15 protein-coding genes are annotated in these 14,030 nt (G+C 65.2%); 12 read left to right on the forward strand and 3 right to left on the reverse strand.

Translation table 11 applies throughout. The features are described 5' to 3' along the window. Window positions 1-19: 19 nt before the first annotated feature. Together ASD73_RS02105 and ASD73_RS02110 are read right to left on the reverse strand one after the other, a co-directional pair. A complete protein-coding gene (locus ASD73_RS02105) occupies window positions 20-1,165 on the reverse strand; it encodes a glycosyltransferase (protein ID WP_056369541.1) in 1,146 nt (381 codons plus the stop codon). Continuing rightward, the gene (locus tag ASD73_RS02110) at window positions 1,162-2,055 is read right to left on the reverse strand and encodes an alpha/beta fold hydrolase (protein WP_056369539.1); all 894 of its coding nucleotides are present in this window, start codon (window positions 2,053-2,055) and stop codon (window positions 1,162-1,164) included. The genes ASD73_RS02105 and ASD73_RS02110 overlap by 4 nt, the downstream gene beginning before the upstream one ends. Before the next feature lie 156 nt (window positions 2,056-2,211). Here ASD73_RS02110 and astD point away from each other — a divergent pair, with 156 nt between their 5' ends. The 6 genes from astD (at window position 2,212) to ASD73_RS02140 (ending at window position 7,651) form a co-directional block, all read left to right on the forward strand. Then, complete coding sequence (astD, locus tag ASD73_RS02115) at window positions 2,212-3,657, forward strand: succinylglutamate-semialdehyde dehydrogenase (RefSeq protein ID WP_056369537.1); 1,446 nt, start codon at window positions 2,212-2,214, stop codon at window positions 3,655-3,657. A 77-nt stretch (window positions 3,658-3,734) separates the two neighbouring features. Continuing rightward, window positions 3,735-4,523, forward strand: a complete 789-nt coding sequence (cobA, locus tag ASD73_RS02120) for a uroporphyrinogen-III C-methyltransferase (RefSeq protein WP_056369535.1) — start codon at window positions 3,735-3,737, stop codon at window positions 4,521-4,523. Further along, entirely contained in the window at window positions 4,520-4,816 is a 297-nt protein-coding gene (locus ASD73_RS02125; RefSeq protein ID WP_056369533.1) for a DUF2849 domain-containing protein, read from the forward strand. Before cobA ends, ASD73_RS02125 begins: the two co-directional genes overlap by 4 nt. 1 nt (window position 4,817) lies before the next feature. After that, a complete protein-coding gene (locus ASD73_RS02130; RefSeq protein ID WP_056369531.1) occupies window positions 4,818-6,449 on the forward strand; it encodes a nitrite/sulfite reductase in 1,632 nt (543 codons plus the stop codon). Further along, the gene (locus ASD73_RS02135; protein WP_056369529.1) at window positions 6,442-6,855 is read left to right on the forward strand and encodes a DUF934 domain-containing protein; all 414 of its coding nucleotides are present in this window, start codon (window positions 6,442-6,444) and stop codon (window positions 6,853-6,855) included. The genes ASD73_RS02130 and ASD73_RS02135 overlap by 8 nt, the downstream gene beginning before the upstream one ends. After that, window positions 6,848-7,651: a phosphoadenylyl-sulfate reductase gene (locus ASD73_RS02140; RefSeq protein WP_056369527.1), complete on the forward strand. Its 804-nt coding sequence runs from the start codon at window positions 6,848-6,850 to the stop codon at window positions 7,649-7,651. The genes ASD73_RS02135 and ASD73_RS02140 overlap by 8 nt, the downstream gene beginning before the upstream one ends. 6 nt (window positions 7,652-7,657) lie before the next feature. On the opposite strand, the gene ASD73_RS02145 is transcribed toward ASD73_RS02140, so the two are convergent. After that, a complete protein-coding gene (locus ASD73_RS02145) occupies window positions 7,658-9,169 on the reverse strand; it encodes a replicative DNA helicase (protein ID WP_056370429.1) in 1,512 nt (503 codons plus the stop codon). A gap of 127 nt (window positions 9,170-9,296) precedes the next feature. On the opposite strand from ASD73_RS02145, the gene ASD73_RS02150 reads away from it, so the two are divergent. The 6 genes from ASD73_RS02150 to ASD73_RS02175 all read left to right on the forward strand — a co-directional run bounded on the left by ASD73_RS02150 (window position 9,297) and on the right by ASD73_RS02175 (window position 13,984). After that, complete coding sequence (locus tag ASD73_RS02150; protein WP_056369525.1) at window positions 9,297-9,794, forward strand: UPF0262 family protein; 498 nt, start codon at window positions 9,297-9,299, stop codon at window positions 9,792-9,794. 2 nt (window positions 9,795-9,796) lie between these two features. Further along, on the forward strand, window positions 9,797-10,552 hold the full coding sequence (locus tag ASD73_RS02155) for a GH25 family lysozyme (protein ID WP_056369523.1): 756 nt from the start codon (window positions 9,797-9,799) through the stop codon (window positions 10,550-10,552). Then, window positions 10,549-11,001: a cytidine deaminase gene (locus ASD73_RS02160; RefSeq protein ID WP_056369520.1), complete on the forward strand. Its 453-nt coding sequence runs from the start codon at window positions 10,549-10,551 to the stop codon at window positions 10,999-11,001. Before ASD73_RS02155 ends, ASD73_RS02160 begins: the two co-directional genes overlap by 4 nt. Before the next feature lie 39 nt (window positions 11,002-11,040). Continuing rightward, window positions 11,041-11,595: a dCTP deaminase gene (dcd, locus tag ASD73_RS02165; RefSeq protein ID WP_056369519.1), complete on the forward strand. Its 555-nt coding sequence runs from the start codon at window positions 11,041-11,043 to the stop codon at window positions 11,593-11,595. Window positions 11,596-11,674: 79 nt separating this feature from the next. Then, the gene (locus tag ASD73_RS02170) at window positions 11,675-13,396 is read left to right on the forward strand and encodes a cellulase family glycosylhydrolase (protein WP_056369517.1); all 1,722 of its coding nucleotides are present in this window, start codon (window positions 11,675-11,677) and stop codon (window positions 13,394-13,396) included. Window positions 13,397-13,471: 75 nt separating this feature from the next. After that, window positions 13,472-13,984 (forward strand): DoxX family protein, encoded by a 513-nt coding sequence (locus ASD73_RS02175; RefSeq protein ID WP_082521311.1) that lies wholly within the window; start codon window positions 13,472-13,474, stop codon window positions 13,982-13,984. Window positions 13,985-14,030 lie beyond the last annotated feature (46 nt).

A 14,030-nucleotide genomic window follows, 5' to 3' on the forward strand; every position in this document is an offset into this window, starting at 1 on the left:
AAGTCAATGGGCGCGCCGCCTAATCCCCGGAGAAAAGGCGGCGTCCTGCAAGCGCCCGACCATAGAGATTTTCATAAGCTGCGACCATGGTAGATTCGTCGAAGCGTTCGGCAGCGATGCGCCGGTTCGCCGCACCGATCTGCGCACGCAGCATTGCGTCGCCCGCGAGTTCGGCCATTGCCGTGCGAAACCCTGCCTCTTCCGCCGCGATGAAGCGGCGATTTTCCGCCGATACCATCGCCGCGACATCGCCGACATCGGGGCTGACAACCGGCAGTTCCGCAGCCATCGCCTCGATCACCGCGATTGGGGCCTGTTCGCTTTGCGACGACAGCGCGAGCAGGTCGAAATGCCCGATCCAGCGCGCGGGTCCGGCCATGAAGCCCGGCATCACCAGCCGCTCGTCCATCCCGCAAGCCGCCGCTTCGGCCGCAATCGCCGCGCGTTCGGGGCCTTCACCGACGATGACCAGCCGGACGTTTGCGGGCAGCGTCGCGACCGCCCGGACGAGCCGCGGCAGATCCTTAACTTTGCGCAGCCCGGCGACGGTGCCGATCACCACCTCGCCCTCGCGCCATTTCAGCCCCGGAATCGCAACCGATGGTTTGGCTTCATAAGCGAGGGTGTCGATCCCGTTACGGATCAACACCGTGCGCCGCCGTGCACCCCACTCATCCGCCGCGATCTGCTCAAGCAGTTCCGATGGCACGACCAGCGCCTCGGCGGTCGGCAGCGCGAGGCGGCGAAAGGCGCTCCGCTTCCAGTTGCGCCGGACGCTCTCATCCTCGTTGAAGCCGTCTTCATGATGGATCAGCGGCGGCAGATCGCGAAAAGGCGACAGGATGCGGTGCGCCATCACGCCGTCCATCGCCCCCCAATTATAGCTGAGCACCAGGTCGAATTGCCGCATATAGCGCGCGAGGTCGCGATAGCGGGCGGGTCCGGGCTTGCCATGCAATGGCGGCGCATCGGCGGGAAAGGCGACGTCGATCCGGGCATCGATCGCATCGCGGGCGCCGAGCGCCTCCGGCACCGCCGACAGAATGACGTGGCGGGCGCGCGATCCCATCAGATTCATCAGCCGCACCGCGCGCGCTTCCTTTCCGCCGAGCGAGAAGCTCGAATGAAGGTGCAGCAGGCGCGCCGGAGCTTTGGCACCGGTCACGCGACGGGCAGTTCGGCTACCCACGCATCGATTGCCGCCCGCGCCGCGGGCTCGTCCATCGTCGGCGCATGCCCAACCCCCGGCACCTCGACCAGCCGCGCGCGCGGAAGCTCGGCGACCATCTTCTCGCCCGCCGACCGCGCGAGAATGTCCGACAGTTCGCCGCGCAGGACCAGCAGCGGAACATCGCCGAGCGCGCGGTACACCGGCCACAGGTCCATCGCGGCATCGCCGCCGCCGGGGACACGCAGCGGCGCAGCGATCTGCTTGTCGTAATCGGTGACGATCCGGCCTTCGGCGGTCAGCCGGTGCGTCCGCTTGGTCAGCCGCAGCCAGTCGTGGATTTCATACCCCGGATAGACCGCGCTATTGAGTTCGGCGAAGGCGCGCGCGGCGTGCATCCATGTCGGCTGGCTGCCGCCCGCACCGATATAGTCGCGGATCCGCTCCAGCCCGGCTGTCTGGAGTTCGGGGCCGACGTCGTTCAGCACCGCGCCGACCAACCGCCCGGGCAGCGCCGCCGCGAGCAGCATCGCGACCAGCCCGCCGAGCGAGGTGCCGATCGCCGCAAAGCGCTCGATCCGCAGCTCGCCCAGCATCGCGACGACGTCCTGCACATAGGTCAGCGGCACGTAAGTCATCGGGTCCTTGGCAAAGGCGCTTTCGCCGCGTCCGCGGAATTCGATCACGATGACCCTGCGATATTGCGCGACATGTGGCGCGAGATCCTCGAAATCGCGGGCATTGCGCGCGAGACCTGGCATGCACAGCAGCGGCGGCGCGCTTTCGCTGCCTTCGGGCCCGGGATAGACACGCGCGTGCAGCCGGACGCCGTCGGACGACCACCAATATTGGTCCGACCAGTCGCGGTGGCTGTCCTGCTGGGCCAATATGGCACATCCCCTTGCTTGGCTTTTCGTTCGTCCCGCCAAGCGGGACTCATCTTAGCGTCTATCGCCAACCACGCGGCGCGGCGCAAGCAATCCGTCGCATAGGCCCGCCACAGGTTGCCGCAACCGGCTTTCACCGATAAGAGCCGGGCGACTATGAGCGAAACCCTGCTTTCCTTCGAACCCGCAACCGGCGAAGAGCTTTGGCGCGGTCCGGTAAGCAATATCGACGACGAGGTCGCGATCGCGCGCCGCGCCTGGCCCGAATGGGCCGCAAAACCCGTGTCCTTCCGCACCGAAACGCTGCGCCGCTTCGTCGACCGTGTGAAGGCCGAGGGCGAGGCGTTCGCCGACCTGATCGCGCGCGAAACCGGAAAGCCGCTCTGGGAAGCGCGCACCGAGGTCGAATCGGTCTGTAACAAGGTCAATATTTCGGTCAGCGCCTATGCCGAACGCACCCCCAACCGCCGTATCGAGGGCGCGATGGGGCTGCGCAATGCCGTGCGTCACAAGCCGCACGGCGCGCTCGCGGTGCTCGGCCCCTATAACTTCCCCGCCCATCTGCCGAACGGGCATATCGTCCCGGCGCTCATTGCCGGCAATTCGGTGCTGTTCAAACCGTCCGAAAAGACGCCCGCAGTCGGCGCCAAGCTCGTCGAACTGTTCCACAGCGCCGGCGTGCCGCAGGAAGTGCTCCGCCTCATCGTTGGCGGCCCCGAAACGGGCAAGACGCTGGCGGGGCACGAGGGCATAGACGGACTGCTCTTCACCGGCTCGGCGCGCACCGGCCTCGCTCTCAACCGCCAGTTTGCGGGCCAGCCGGGTAAGATGCTCGCACTCGAAATGGGTGGCAACAACCCGATCGTCGTGTGGGACACCGCCGACATCCGCACCGCGGCGATCATCGTCGTCCAGTCGGCCTTCCTCAGCGCGGGGCAGCGGTGCAGCAATGCGCGGCGGCTGATCGTCCGCGACAGCCTTGCCGACGCGCTGATCGAGGAGGTTTGCGGCCTCGCCAACCGGCTGATCGTCGATCACCCCCACGCCGAACCCGCGCCCTATATGGGTCCGGTGATCGACAATGAGGCCGCCGACGGCCTGACCGAAAGTTTCCTGATCCTGATGTCGAACGGCGGCAAAGTGATCCGCCACATGACGCGTCCGGTCGCGGGCCGTCCCTTCCTGACGCCCGGTATCATCGACGTCACCGCAATGCCCGAACGCCCCGATATCGAGCTATTCGGCCCGCTGCTCCAGGTGGTCCGCGTCGACAGCTTCGAGGCCGCGATCGCCGAGGCGAACAATACCGCCTTCGGCCTGGCCGCGTCGCTGATCGGCGGCACGCCGCAGCTTTACGACCAGTTCTGGGCCAATGCGCGCGCCGGCGTCATCAATTGGAACCGCCCGACCAATGGCGCCTCGTCGGCCGCCCCCTTCGGCGGCATCGGCCTTTCGGGCAATCACCGGCCGAGCGCCTTCTACGCCGCCGACTATTGCGCCTATCCGGTGGCGTCGGCTGAAAGCGATGCGATGCGCGCCTCGATCGGTGTCGGACTGCGCGATCCCGAGGGCTCGCAACTGGTGCTTAAGAACTACAATTAGGCCACCCCAATTTTACCTTCACCGGTGTCAAAAAAGCCTGCTTTGCCATGCGGGCGCCGGCGGACCATCTACGGTGCATGGAAAAGACCCTGCCTTCTTCCGGCAAGCTGTGGCTCGTCGGCGCCGGTCCCGGCGACCCCGACCTGCTGACGCTGCGCGCGGCGCGGTTACTCGAAAGCGCCGATCTCGTCGTCCATGACGGGCTGGTCGGCGAAGGCGTGCTCGCGCTGATCCCGCCGCATGTCGAGCGGATCAGCGTCGCTAAGCAGCGTAGCCGCCACACGATGAAGCAGGAACTGATCAATGAACTGCTCGTGCGCGAGACGCTCGCAGGCAAACAGGTCGTGCGTCTGAAGGGCGGCGATCCGTTCATTTTCGGCCGTGGCGGCGAGGAACTCGATGCCGCGCGCGAAGCCGGCGTCGCCTGCGAAACCGTCCCCGGCATCACCGCTGCGGCGGGCTGCGCCGCGCAGGCCGGCCTTCCCCTCACCCATCGCGAAGACGCCAGCGCGGTCAGCTTCGTCGCCGGCCAGTGCAGGGATCTGGCCGAGCAGGACTGGTCGGGGCTCGCGGGGCATGGCCGCACGCTCGTCATCTATATGGGCCTCGCGACCGCGACCGCCATCGCCGACAAGCTGATCGCCGACGGCGTCTCGCCCGATCTGCCCGTCGCGGTCATCGAGCGCGGCACCACCGCCGATGCGCGGGCGCTCCGCACCCTGCTCACCGACCTCGGCGACCTCGTCGCACGCGAGAAAGTCAAAAGCCCCGCGCTGATCATCGTCGGCAAGGTCGCGGCGCGCGCCGACGCGCTCGACTGCCTTGGCGCGCCGGGCGTCTCCGAACAAATAAGGGATTTCACATGAAACTGCTCACGGGCAATGACCTGAAAACAGGATTTGTCACCTGGTGGACGGGTAGCGACTGGTCGCTGCATATCGAGGACGCCGCCGACGTCGGCGAGCATGGCGAGGCGATCCTCGCCGCCGAGGAAGGCGCACGCCGCGTCAACGCCCCCTATATCATCAACGGCGAACAAACCGCCGACGGCCCGCGCCCGGCGCATATCAAGGACCGTATCCGCGCATTGGGGCCGACTGTGCGCCCCGACCTGACATTGAAACCCGCCGATCCCGCGGCCGGCGACTGGGTGATCTGACATGTATAAATATGACGAATATGACCATGCGATGGTCGATGCCCGCGTCGCCGAGTTTTCGGACCAGGTGCGCCGCCGCCTTGCTGGCGAAATCACCGAGGACCAGTTCAAGCCACTGCGGCTGATGAACGGCCTCTATCTCCAGCTTCACGCCTATATGCTGCGCGTCGCGGTGCCGTACGGGACGCTCGACAGCCGCCAGATGCGTATGCTCGCGCACATCGCGCGCAAGTACGATCGCGATTACGGTCATTTCACCACCCGCCAGAACATCCAGTACAACTGGATCAAGCTCGAGGACGCGCCCGCGATCCTCGAAGATCTGGCATCGGTCGAGATGCACGCGATCCAGACGAGCGGCAATTGCATCCGCAACATCAGCTCGGACCAGTGGGCCGGTGCCGCCGCCGACGAAATCACCGATCCGCGTCCATGGGCCGAATTGCTCCGCCAATGGTCGAGCTTCCATCCCGAATTCAGCTATTTGCCGCGCAAGTTTAAGATCGCCGTGATCGCGGCCAATGAAGATCGCGCCGCGATGCGCCTCCATGACATCGGCATCCAGATCGTCGAAAAGGACGGTCAGCACGGCGCCGCTTTCTACGTCGGCGGCGGCATGGGCCGCACCCCAATGATCGCACCGCTGATCAAGGACTTCGTGCCGCTCGACGACATGCTGAGCTACGCCGAGGCATGCCTGCGCGTCTACAACCGCTATGGCCGCCGCGACAATATCTACAAGGCGCGCATCAAGATCCTGATCCACGAGCTTGGCGCCGACGAATATCGCCGCCAGGTCGAGGAAGAGTTCAAGCATGTGAAGTCGCTCGGCATCGATCCGCCGAAGGCCGAATTCGATCGAATTGCGGCGCAATTCGCGCCGCCGCCGCTCGACGCCTCGGCGCCCGACGAGATCGATCGCAGCGATCCCGATTTCGCCGTCTGGGTCGACCAGAATGTCGCGAAACATAAGGTTTCGGGCCACGCGATCGTCAACATCAGCCTGAAACCCGTCGGCGGCATCCCCGGCGACGCCAGCTCGGCGCAGATCGACCTGATGGCCGACTTGGCCGAGAAATACAGCCATGACGAGCTGCGCGTCACCCACGCGCAGAACATCGTCCTGCCGCACGTTCGCAAGGCCGATCTCTATGCCGTCTGGCAGGCGCTCGACGCCGCGGGGCTTGCCACGCCGAACCTCGACCTGATCAGCGACATCATCGCCTGCCCCGGCCTCGATTATTGCAGCCTCGCCAATGCGCGCTCAATCCCGGTCGCACAGAAGATCGCCCAGCGCTTCGCCGATCCGGCGCGCCAGCGAGACCTTGGCGAGCTCAAGCTCAAGATTTCGGGCTGCATCAACGCGTGCGGGCATCACCATGCCGGCCACATCGGCATCCTCGGCGTCGACCGCAAAGGCACCGAAAACTACCAGCTGTCGCTCGGCGGATCGGGCGCGGAGGACGTCAGCCTCGGCACGATCACCGGCCCCGGTTTCGACGAGGACGGCGTCGTCGATGCGATCGAGCGCGTCACCGACAAATATCTCGCCGAGCGGAATGAGGGCGAGCGCTTCGTCGACACCTTCCGCCGCGTCGGCATGGCCCCTTTCAAGGAGGCGATCTATGGTTGAGCATATCCATTCCGACGGCGAAGAGCCCGCGGTCACCCTCGACGCCTTCCTGTCGCAATCGAACGCGACCGCGGTGCGGCTCGAACCCGATGAGGACGCGCGCGCGCTGATCCCGCATCTCGACCGGCTCGCGCTGATCGAGGTCGCCTTTCCCAAGTTCCGCGACGGCCGCGGTTATTCGTCGGCGCGCATCCTCCGCGAGGCGGGCTACGCCGGCGAGTTGCGCGCGCGGGGCGACGTCCTCGTCGACCAGATCGCCTATATGAAGCGCTGCGGCTTCGACACGTTCGCGCCGGAGAAGGAACTCAACGCCGCCGATGTCGAGGCGGCGCTCGCGCGCTGGCCGGAACATTATCAGGGCGCCGCCGACGGCGCGAAGCCGATCTGGAAGCTGAGGCATGGCTGACGTGAAGACCTCTCCGCGCAAAGGCAGCGAAGACCGCACCCGCGACCGGATCGACGTGGCGCCGCGCTTCACCCAAGCCGACGTCATTCGCCTGAACAATCTCTTCCGCGGCCAGGACGCCGCCGAGGTGGTGACGAGCGTGATCGGCGCAGGGCTGCTCGGCGAGACCGGAATCGTCTCGAGCTTCGGCGCCGAGAGCGCGGTGCTGCTCCATCTGGTGACGCGCGCCGCACCCGACATGCCCGTGCTGTTCCTCGACACCGGCAAGCATTTTCCCGAAACGCTCGCCTACCGCGACGAACTCGCCGCGAAGCTCGGGCTCAATATCGTCAACCTGACGCCCGATGCCGAGGATCTCGCCGCGAAGGACGCGACCGAACTGCGCTGGTCGTACGACCCCGACGGCTGCTGCGAAATCCGCAAGGTCAAACCGCTCGAAAAGGCGCTGACCGATTTCGACACCTCGATCACCGGCCGCAAGGGTTTCCAGTCGTCGACGCGGCAGGGCCTCGCGCGCTTCGAACTCGACGGTTCAACCGGCCGCCTGAAATTCAACCCGCTCGCCAACTGGACGCGCGAAGAGCTCGACGCCTATTTCGAGGCGCATGACCTGCCGCGCCACCCGCTCGAGGCCGAAGGCTATCCCTCGATCGGCTGCTCGCCGTGCACGTCGAAGGTCAAGCCGGGCGAAGACCCGCGCTCGGGCCGCTGGCGCGGCTGGGACAAGACCGAATGCGGCATCCACACCGAGGTGACGCCGATCGACGACGATCCCGCGAACGACCCGGCGTTCTAAACCGCCCTACTCATAATCCTCGAACGCCATGCTGTCGTCGGCGAGGTCGCTGAACTTCGTCGTCTTCGCCTCGAAGTGCATGCGAATCTTGCCGGTCGAGCCGTGGCGCGATTTAGCCACGATCACTTCGGCGAGCCCGAAGACGCGCTCCATTTCGGCCGCCCATTCCTCATGCTGGGCGTGAATCTTCACATCGTCGCCCTCGATCGGGCGCTTGGGCTCCTTCGCGGCGACATAATAATCCTCGCGGAACACGAAGAGCACCATGTCGGCGTCCTGTTCGATCGAGCCCGATTCACGAAGGTCGGAGAGCTGCGGACGCTTGTCCTCGCGGCTTTCAACCGCGCGGCTGAGCTGCGACAGCGCCATCACCGGCACATGAAGTTCCTTCGCCAGCGTCTTTAAACCACGCGAAATTTCCGAAATTTCCTGCACGCGGTTGTCGCCACTTTTTGACGAGCCCTGCAAAAGCTGGAGATAGTCGACGATGACGAAGCCGATGCCGTGGCGCCGCTGCAAACGTCGCGCGCGCGTGCGCAGCCCGGCGATCGTCAGCCCGGGCGTATCGTCGATGAACAAGGGCAGAGTCTGGAGCTGCTGCGCAGCGCGGCTCAGTTGCTGGAACTGCTCCTTGCTGATCTTGCCCATGCGCAGCGCCTCGCCCGACACCCCCGATTGTTCGGCGAGCACGCGCGTCGCGAGCTGGTCGGCGGACATTTCGAGGCTGAAAAAGGCGACCTTCGCGCCCATATTCTTCTCGGGCAGGATGCCGTCGTCCTCGTCGCGGCGAAAACGCTCGGCGGCGTTGTACGCGATATTGGTCGCGAGCGACGTCTTGCCCATGCCCGGACGTCCGGCAAGGATCATCAAGTCCGAATTGTGCATGCCGCCAATCTTGGCGTTCATGCTGCCGATGCCCGTGGTGATCCCCGACAAATGGCCGCCCGAATTGAGCGCGCGCTCCGCGGCCTGCAGCGCGGTGAGGCTCGCCTGGTTGAAGCTTTTGACCGACCCCATCTCGGCCTCGCCGCCCGCGACGCGGTAGAGCGCGGTTTCGGCTTCTTCGATCTGCGCCTGCGGATCGACGCGCTCGCTGGTGTCGAGCGCATTGTCGACGAGCGTGCGCCCGACACCCGCGAGTTCGCGGAGCAGCGCGAGGTCGAAAATCTGCCGCGCAAAGTCGCGCGCGCCGATCAGGCCGGCGCCGCTGCCGGTCAGCTGCGCGAGATAGCCGACGCCGCCGACCGCCTTCATCGCCTCGTCCGCCTCGAAATAGGGCTTGAGCGTCACCGGGGTCGCGATGCTGTTGCGCTCGATCAGCGCCATCGTCTGCTGAAAAATCCGGCCGTGGAGCGGTTCGAAGAAATGGTCGGGGGTCAGCGCGACCGGCAGATCCTCGACGACTCGGTTGTCGATCAGGATCGCGCCGAGGAACGCGGCCTCGGCCTCGATATTGCGCGGCATCTGGCGCTCGTCGCCACTGGCAACGGCGGTCGGGATAAGGGCTAGTTCGGGCATCGCTGTCTTCATGGGCCGGTGCCCGAGGCGGCGCAACCGGCGATGTCGCCCTGCCTATCATAACTGTGGAATGCTGTGAATAAGTCGGCTTGCCCTTCGCCCCCGGCCAAGTAGAAGCACGAACAGCATGAGCGACGCAGACCCTTCGAAACAACGGATCATTTCGGTCGAACTCGACGAGGGGTCGATCGTCTGGCGGAATCCCGACGTCGAGCAGGAACGCCGCGTCGCAATCTTTGACCTGATCGAAGACAACAAGTTCGTGCCGCAGCGCGGACATGAGGATGGCTATGCCGGCCCCTACCGCCTCATGCTACGTGTGGAGGAAGGCCGCCTCATCTTTGAAATTTCACGCGAAGATGGGTCGCCGCTCGAGGCGATCATCCTCGGCCTTGGACGCTTCCGCCGTCCGATCCGCGACTATTTCGCGATCTGCGACAGCTATTATCAGGCGATCAAGACCTCGACTGCGCAACAGATCGAGACCGTCGACATGGCGCGGCGCGGCCTGCATAACGAGGCGGCCGAAATGCTGATGGACCGGCTCGACGGCAAGATCGCGGTCGATTTCGACACGGCGCGACGATTGTTCACGCTGATCTGCGTGCTGCACATCAAGGGCTAGCGATGGCGACGGGGGCAATCAGGGGCGGAAAGACGGCACAGATCGCTGGCGCGTGGCGCGCCGCGATCGCGCGCCTGTTGCGCCGGATCGGCGCCGCGATCGTGCTGTTGCTCTTCGCTGCCGGCCTTGCACTCTGGTGGGCCGCGCGCTGGACCCCCGACCGCGCGCTCTATCCGACGCAGGGGGTGACGATCGACGCGGGCAACGGCGATGTCCATTGGGGGTCGATCAAGGCCGCGGGCGCTGATTTCGCTTACATTATGGGAACCGACGGATCGGCGGCCGTAGACCCGAAGTTCGCACGCAACATGACAAGCGCCCGTGAAGCCGGCGTGCAGGCGGGCGCGATCCACCGCTACAGCCTCTGCCAGCTCGCGACCGATCAGGCCGCCAATTTCATCCGCCACGTGCCGCGCCGCGCCGACGCGCTGCCCGCCGTCGTCTGGCTCGATTATGCCGATCGCTGCCCCGACCGGCCAACGCGCGCGCTTCTGCTCTCCGAACTCGCCACATTTCTGGCGCAGATCGAAGCGCATATGGGCAAACAGAGCGTGATCGCCCCCGGCCCGGCGTTCGAGAGCGATTACAAGGTGACGCAAGGCATCGCGCGTACCACATGGCTGCGCCGCGATTTCTTCGAACCCGATTATGGTGCACACCCTTGGGCTATGTGGCAGGCGAACGACTATGTGCGCCTGTCGGGCGCCGAGGGCACCGTCGGCTGGAACGCGCTGCGCCCGCAAGGAGAGATGCGATGACCGAGGACCGTGATGCCCTGATCGACGCCGCGCGCGACGCCGCGAGCCGCGCCTATGCCCCCTATTCGGGCTTTCATGTCGGCGCCGCGCTGCTGCTCAAGAATGGCGACATCGTCACCGGCGCCAATGTCGAGAATGCGAGCTACGGCCTCACCCTCTGCGCCGAAACCGTGGCGGTGGCGAAGATCGTCAACGAGGGCTGGATCGGCGAACTCGCCGAGGTCGCGATCGTCGGCGGGCGCCCTCATGGCGACGAATTGCTGGGCGCCGCCCCGGTCAATCCGTGCGGCCGTTGCCGCCAGATCCTCAACGAAGCGGCCGAGCAGTCGCAGACCGATATCCTCGTCCATTGCGCCTCGGGTGACGGCAAGGAGGTCATGACCTACCGCCTCAGCCAATTGCTGCCGGCCGCCTTCGGGCCCAAGGATCTTGGCCTCATCGCCGACTGACCGCTTGCGCAATCGCGCGGCCCCCGACAAGAAAGCGCCATGGCCATTCTTTCCGACAAATGGATTCGCGAAGCCGCCCGGACGCAGGGCATGATCGAGCCTTTCGTGGAGGCGCAGCGCCGCGACGGCTGCATCAGCTACGGCCTCTCCTCCTATGGCTATGATGCGCGCGTTGCACCTGAGTTCAAGATCTTCACCAACGTCGACAGCACGATCGTCGATCCCAAGGATTTCAATCCGAAGAATTTCGTCGACCGCGAAACCGACGTGTGCATCATCCCGCCGAACAGCTTCGCGCTTGCGCGCACGGTCGAATATTTCCGCATCCCGCGCGACGTGCTCGTCATCTGCCTCGGCAAGTCGACCTATGCGCGCTGCGGCATCATCGTGAATGTCACGCCGCTCGAGCCCGGCTGGGAAGGCCATGTGACGCTCGAATTTTCGAACACCACCCCCCTGCCCGCCAAGATCTACGCCAACGAGGGCGCGTGCCAGTTCCTGTTCCTTCAGGGTAATGAGCCGTGCGAGACGAGCTACGCCGACCGCGCGGGCAAATATATGGGACAAAAGGGCGTCACGCTGCCCAAGCTTTGATACCGCGACTTACGCTAACGCGCTTGCCCTCACAGCGAAAATTGATAACGTTCCCATAAATCAAAATGGGGATGAGGCCATGAACTTCCGTGCCGTCGCGCTGGCAATCGCCACACTGCTTTGCTCCACCACCGCGCACGCCGAAGGCTTTCTGAAGGTCGAGGGGACGCAGATCGTCGACGGATCGGGCAAACCCGTCATCCTTCGCGGCATGGGGCTCGGCGGCTGGATGCTCCAGGAAGGCTATATGCTGAAGCTCGGCGAGGTCGGCCAGCAGCACAAGATCCGCGCGAAACTCGTCGAACTCGTCGGCGAGCAACGCACCGCCCAATTCTACCGCTCCTGGCTCGACAACCACACGACCGAGGCCGACATCGCCGCGATGGCAAAATGGGGCTTCAACTCGGTGCGGCTGCCAATCCATTTCGACCAGCTCACCCTGCCCGCCGACAAGGAACCCAAAGCCGGTGAAGACACATGGCACGAGGAAGGTTTCCAACGCATCGACCGCCTGCTCGCGTGGAGTAAGGCGAACGGCATGTACCTGATTCTCGACCTCCACGCCGCGCCGGGTGGCCAGGGCAATGACCTCGCGATCTCCGACCGCGACCCCGCCAAACCGTCGCTCTGGCAAAGCGAAGAAAACCAGCGCAAGACCGTAATGCTGTGGACCAAGCTCGCTGCGCGCTACAAGGACGAGCCGTGGATCGGCGGCTACGACCTGATCAACGAACCCAATTGGAGCTTTGCCACCCCCGGCAAGGGCAATGGCTGTGACGAAACCGAAAACACGGCGGTCTGGAGCCTGCAACAGAGGATCACTGCGGCGATCCGCCAGGTCGACAAGCAGCATATCGTGATCATCGAGGGCAATTGCTGGGGCAATAATTACAAGGGCCTGCCGCCCGCGTGGGACGCCAATCTGGTGCTGAGCTTCCACAAATACTGGAACCGCAACGACGCTGCGAGCATCGCCGAGATCAAGGCGCTACGCACCAGCTATAATCGCCCGATCTGGCTCGGCGAATCGGGAGAGAACAGCAATGGCTGGTTTCGCGATGCGATCGCGCTCGTCGAAGGTGACGGCACCGGTTGGAATTTCTGGCCATGGAAGAAGATCGGCTTCAACCAGCCGCTCGAGATCGTCGCGGGCGACGGTTGGATGCAGATCGTCGCGTGGATGACCGGCAAGGGACCCAAGCCCGGCGCCGACGAGGCATATGCCGCGATGATGCAGCTCGCCGAAAACATCCGCTTCGACAAGAATATCCCGAAGCCCGACGTCATCGACGCAATGTTCCGCCAGCCGCGCGATGCGAGCCATCGGCCCTTTGCCGCCCGCACACTGGACAGCAAACCGCTGACCATCGCCGCCGCCGACTACGACCTTGGCCCGCCGGGCGTCGCCTATCATGACAGCGTCGACGCCAATTACCACGTCGCGACCGGCGGCGAGCGGACACCGTGGAACAATGGCACGACCTACCGCAACGACGGCGTCGATATTGCGCGCGCCGCCGACGGCACGCCCTATGTCAGCGATTTCGTCACCGGCGAATATATGCGCTACAGCGCCGATGTCGCGAAGGCCGGCCGCTGGACCGTCACAGCGCGCGTGCGCTCGGCCAAGGGCGGCCGCATCGGCATCGACGAGCGCGGCGTCGCCATTCCCGCGAGTACGGCATGGCAGGTCGCCAAGCTCGCCGATGTCGACCTGCCCGCCGGGCCCGGCGCTGCCACCCTCCGCGCCATCGATTGCAGCGACTGCGAGGTCGCCGAACTCGTCTTCACCCCGCGCTAAGGCCGGCGGAACCCATCGCCTCCCCAAGCGTCCTGTCTGCACAAGCGGACGGGGCGCTCTAGGGAAGGAATGCCCATGTCCATGATCGCTGTCTTCATCGGCCGCCTGTTCATTGCCTTGATTTTCATCGTGTCGGGGATCAACAAGCTGATCCATGTGTCCGACACCACCGCGATGATCGCGACCTCCGGCCTGCCCGGTGGTCTCGCCATCCCGGTCGGCCTGTTCGAACTCATCGCGGGCATCTGCATCGCGCTCGGCATCGCCGTGCGCCTAGTGTCGATCCTGCTCGCGGGCTTCGTCCTTGCCACCATCCTCTTCTTCCACCGCGAGTTCACCGACCCGGTGCAGGCGATGGCGGCGATGAAGAATCTGGCGATCGCGGGCGGCCTGCTCTGCCTCTTCGGCTATGGCCACACGCGCTGGAGCTACGACGCGCTGCGCCAGCGCCGCCGCGACGAGCTCGCCACGCATCGGGCACAGCAGCATGCGAGCGACGCCGAACTGCGCGCCGCGCGCGCCGAGGGCCGCGCCGAAGCGATCGGGACGCCCGTAGTGTTAGAAAAACGCCCCTTCTGGCGCCGCTAGACCTTCGCGCTTGGCAAGCTTCCCCGCCTGCGCTAGCCTCCACTTA

The sequence above is a fragment of the Sphingopyxis sp. Root154 genome (genome assembly GCF_001427105.1).
GTDB lineage: Bacteria > Pseudomonadota > Alphaproteobacteria > Sphingomonadales > Sphingomonadaceae > Sphingopyxis.

What these genes read in the sequence shown, in the direction of transcription:
- ASD73_RS02170 (WP_056369517.1), top strand. Translation starts at nt 11,675, where the DNA reads ATGAACTTCCGTGCCGTCGCGCTGGCAATCGCCACACTGCTTTGCTCC.
- dcd (WP_056369519.1), top strand. Translation starts at nt 11,041, where the DNA reads ATGGCCATTCTTTCCGACAAATGGATTCGCGAAGCCGCCCGGACGCAG.
- ASD73_RS02145 (WP_056370429.1), bottom strand. Translation starts at nt 9,169, where the DNA reads ATGCCCGAACTAGCCCTTATCCCGACCGCCGTTGCCAGTGGCGACGAG.
- ASD73_RS02135 (WP_056369529.1), top strand. Translation starts at nt 6,442, where the DNA reads ATGGTTGAGCATATCCATTCCGACGGCGAAGAGCCCGCGGTCACCCTC.
- ASD73_RS02125 (WP_056369533.1), top strand. Translation starts at nt 4,520, where the DNA reads ATGAAACTGCTCACGGGCAATGACCTGAAAACAGGATTTGTCACCTGG.
- ASD73_RS02160 (WP_056369520.1), top strand. Translation starts at nt 10,549, where the DNA reads ATGACCGAGGACCGTGATGCCCTGATCGACGCCGCGCGCGACGCCGCG.
- ASD73_RS02155 (WP_056369523.1), top strand. Translation starts at nt 9,797, where the DNA reads ATGGCGACGGGGGCAATCAGGGGCGGAAAGACGGCACAGATCGCTGGC.
- ASD73_RS02130 (WP_056369531.1), top strand. Translation starts at nt 4,818, where the DNA reads ATGTATAAATATGACGAATATGACCATGCGATGGTCGATGCCCGCGTC.
- ASD73_RS02150 (WP_056369525.1), top strand. Translation starts at nt 9,297, where the DNA reads ATGAGCGACGCAGACCCTTCGAAACAACGGATCATTTCGGTCGAACTC.
- astD (WP_056369537.1), top strand. Translation starts at nt 2,212, where the DNA reads ATGAGCGAAACCCTGCTTTCCTTCGAACCCGCAACCGGCGAAGAGCTT.
- ASD73_RS02140 (WP_056369527.1), top strand. Translation starts at nt 6,848, where the DNA reads ATGGCTGACGTGAAGACCTCTCCGCGCAAAGGCAGCGAAGACCGCACC.
- ASD73_RS02175 (WP_082521311.1), top strand. Translation starts at nt 13,472, where the DNA reads ATGTCCATGATCGCTGTCTTCATCGGCCGCCTGTTCATTGCCTTGATT.
- cobA (WP_056369535.1), top strand. Translation starts at nt 3,735, where the DNA reads ATGGAAAAGACCCTGCCTTCTTCCGGCAAGCTGTGGCTCGTCGGCGCC.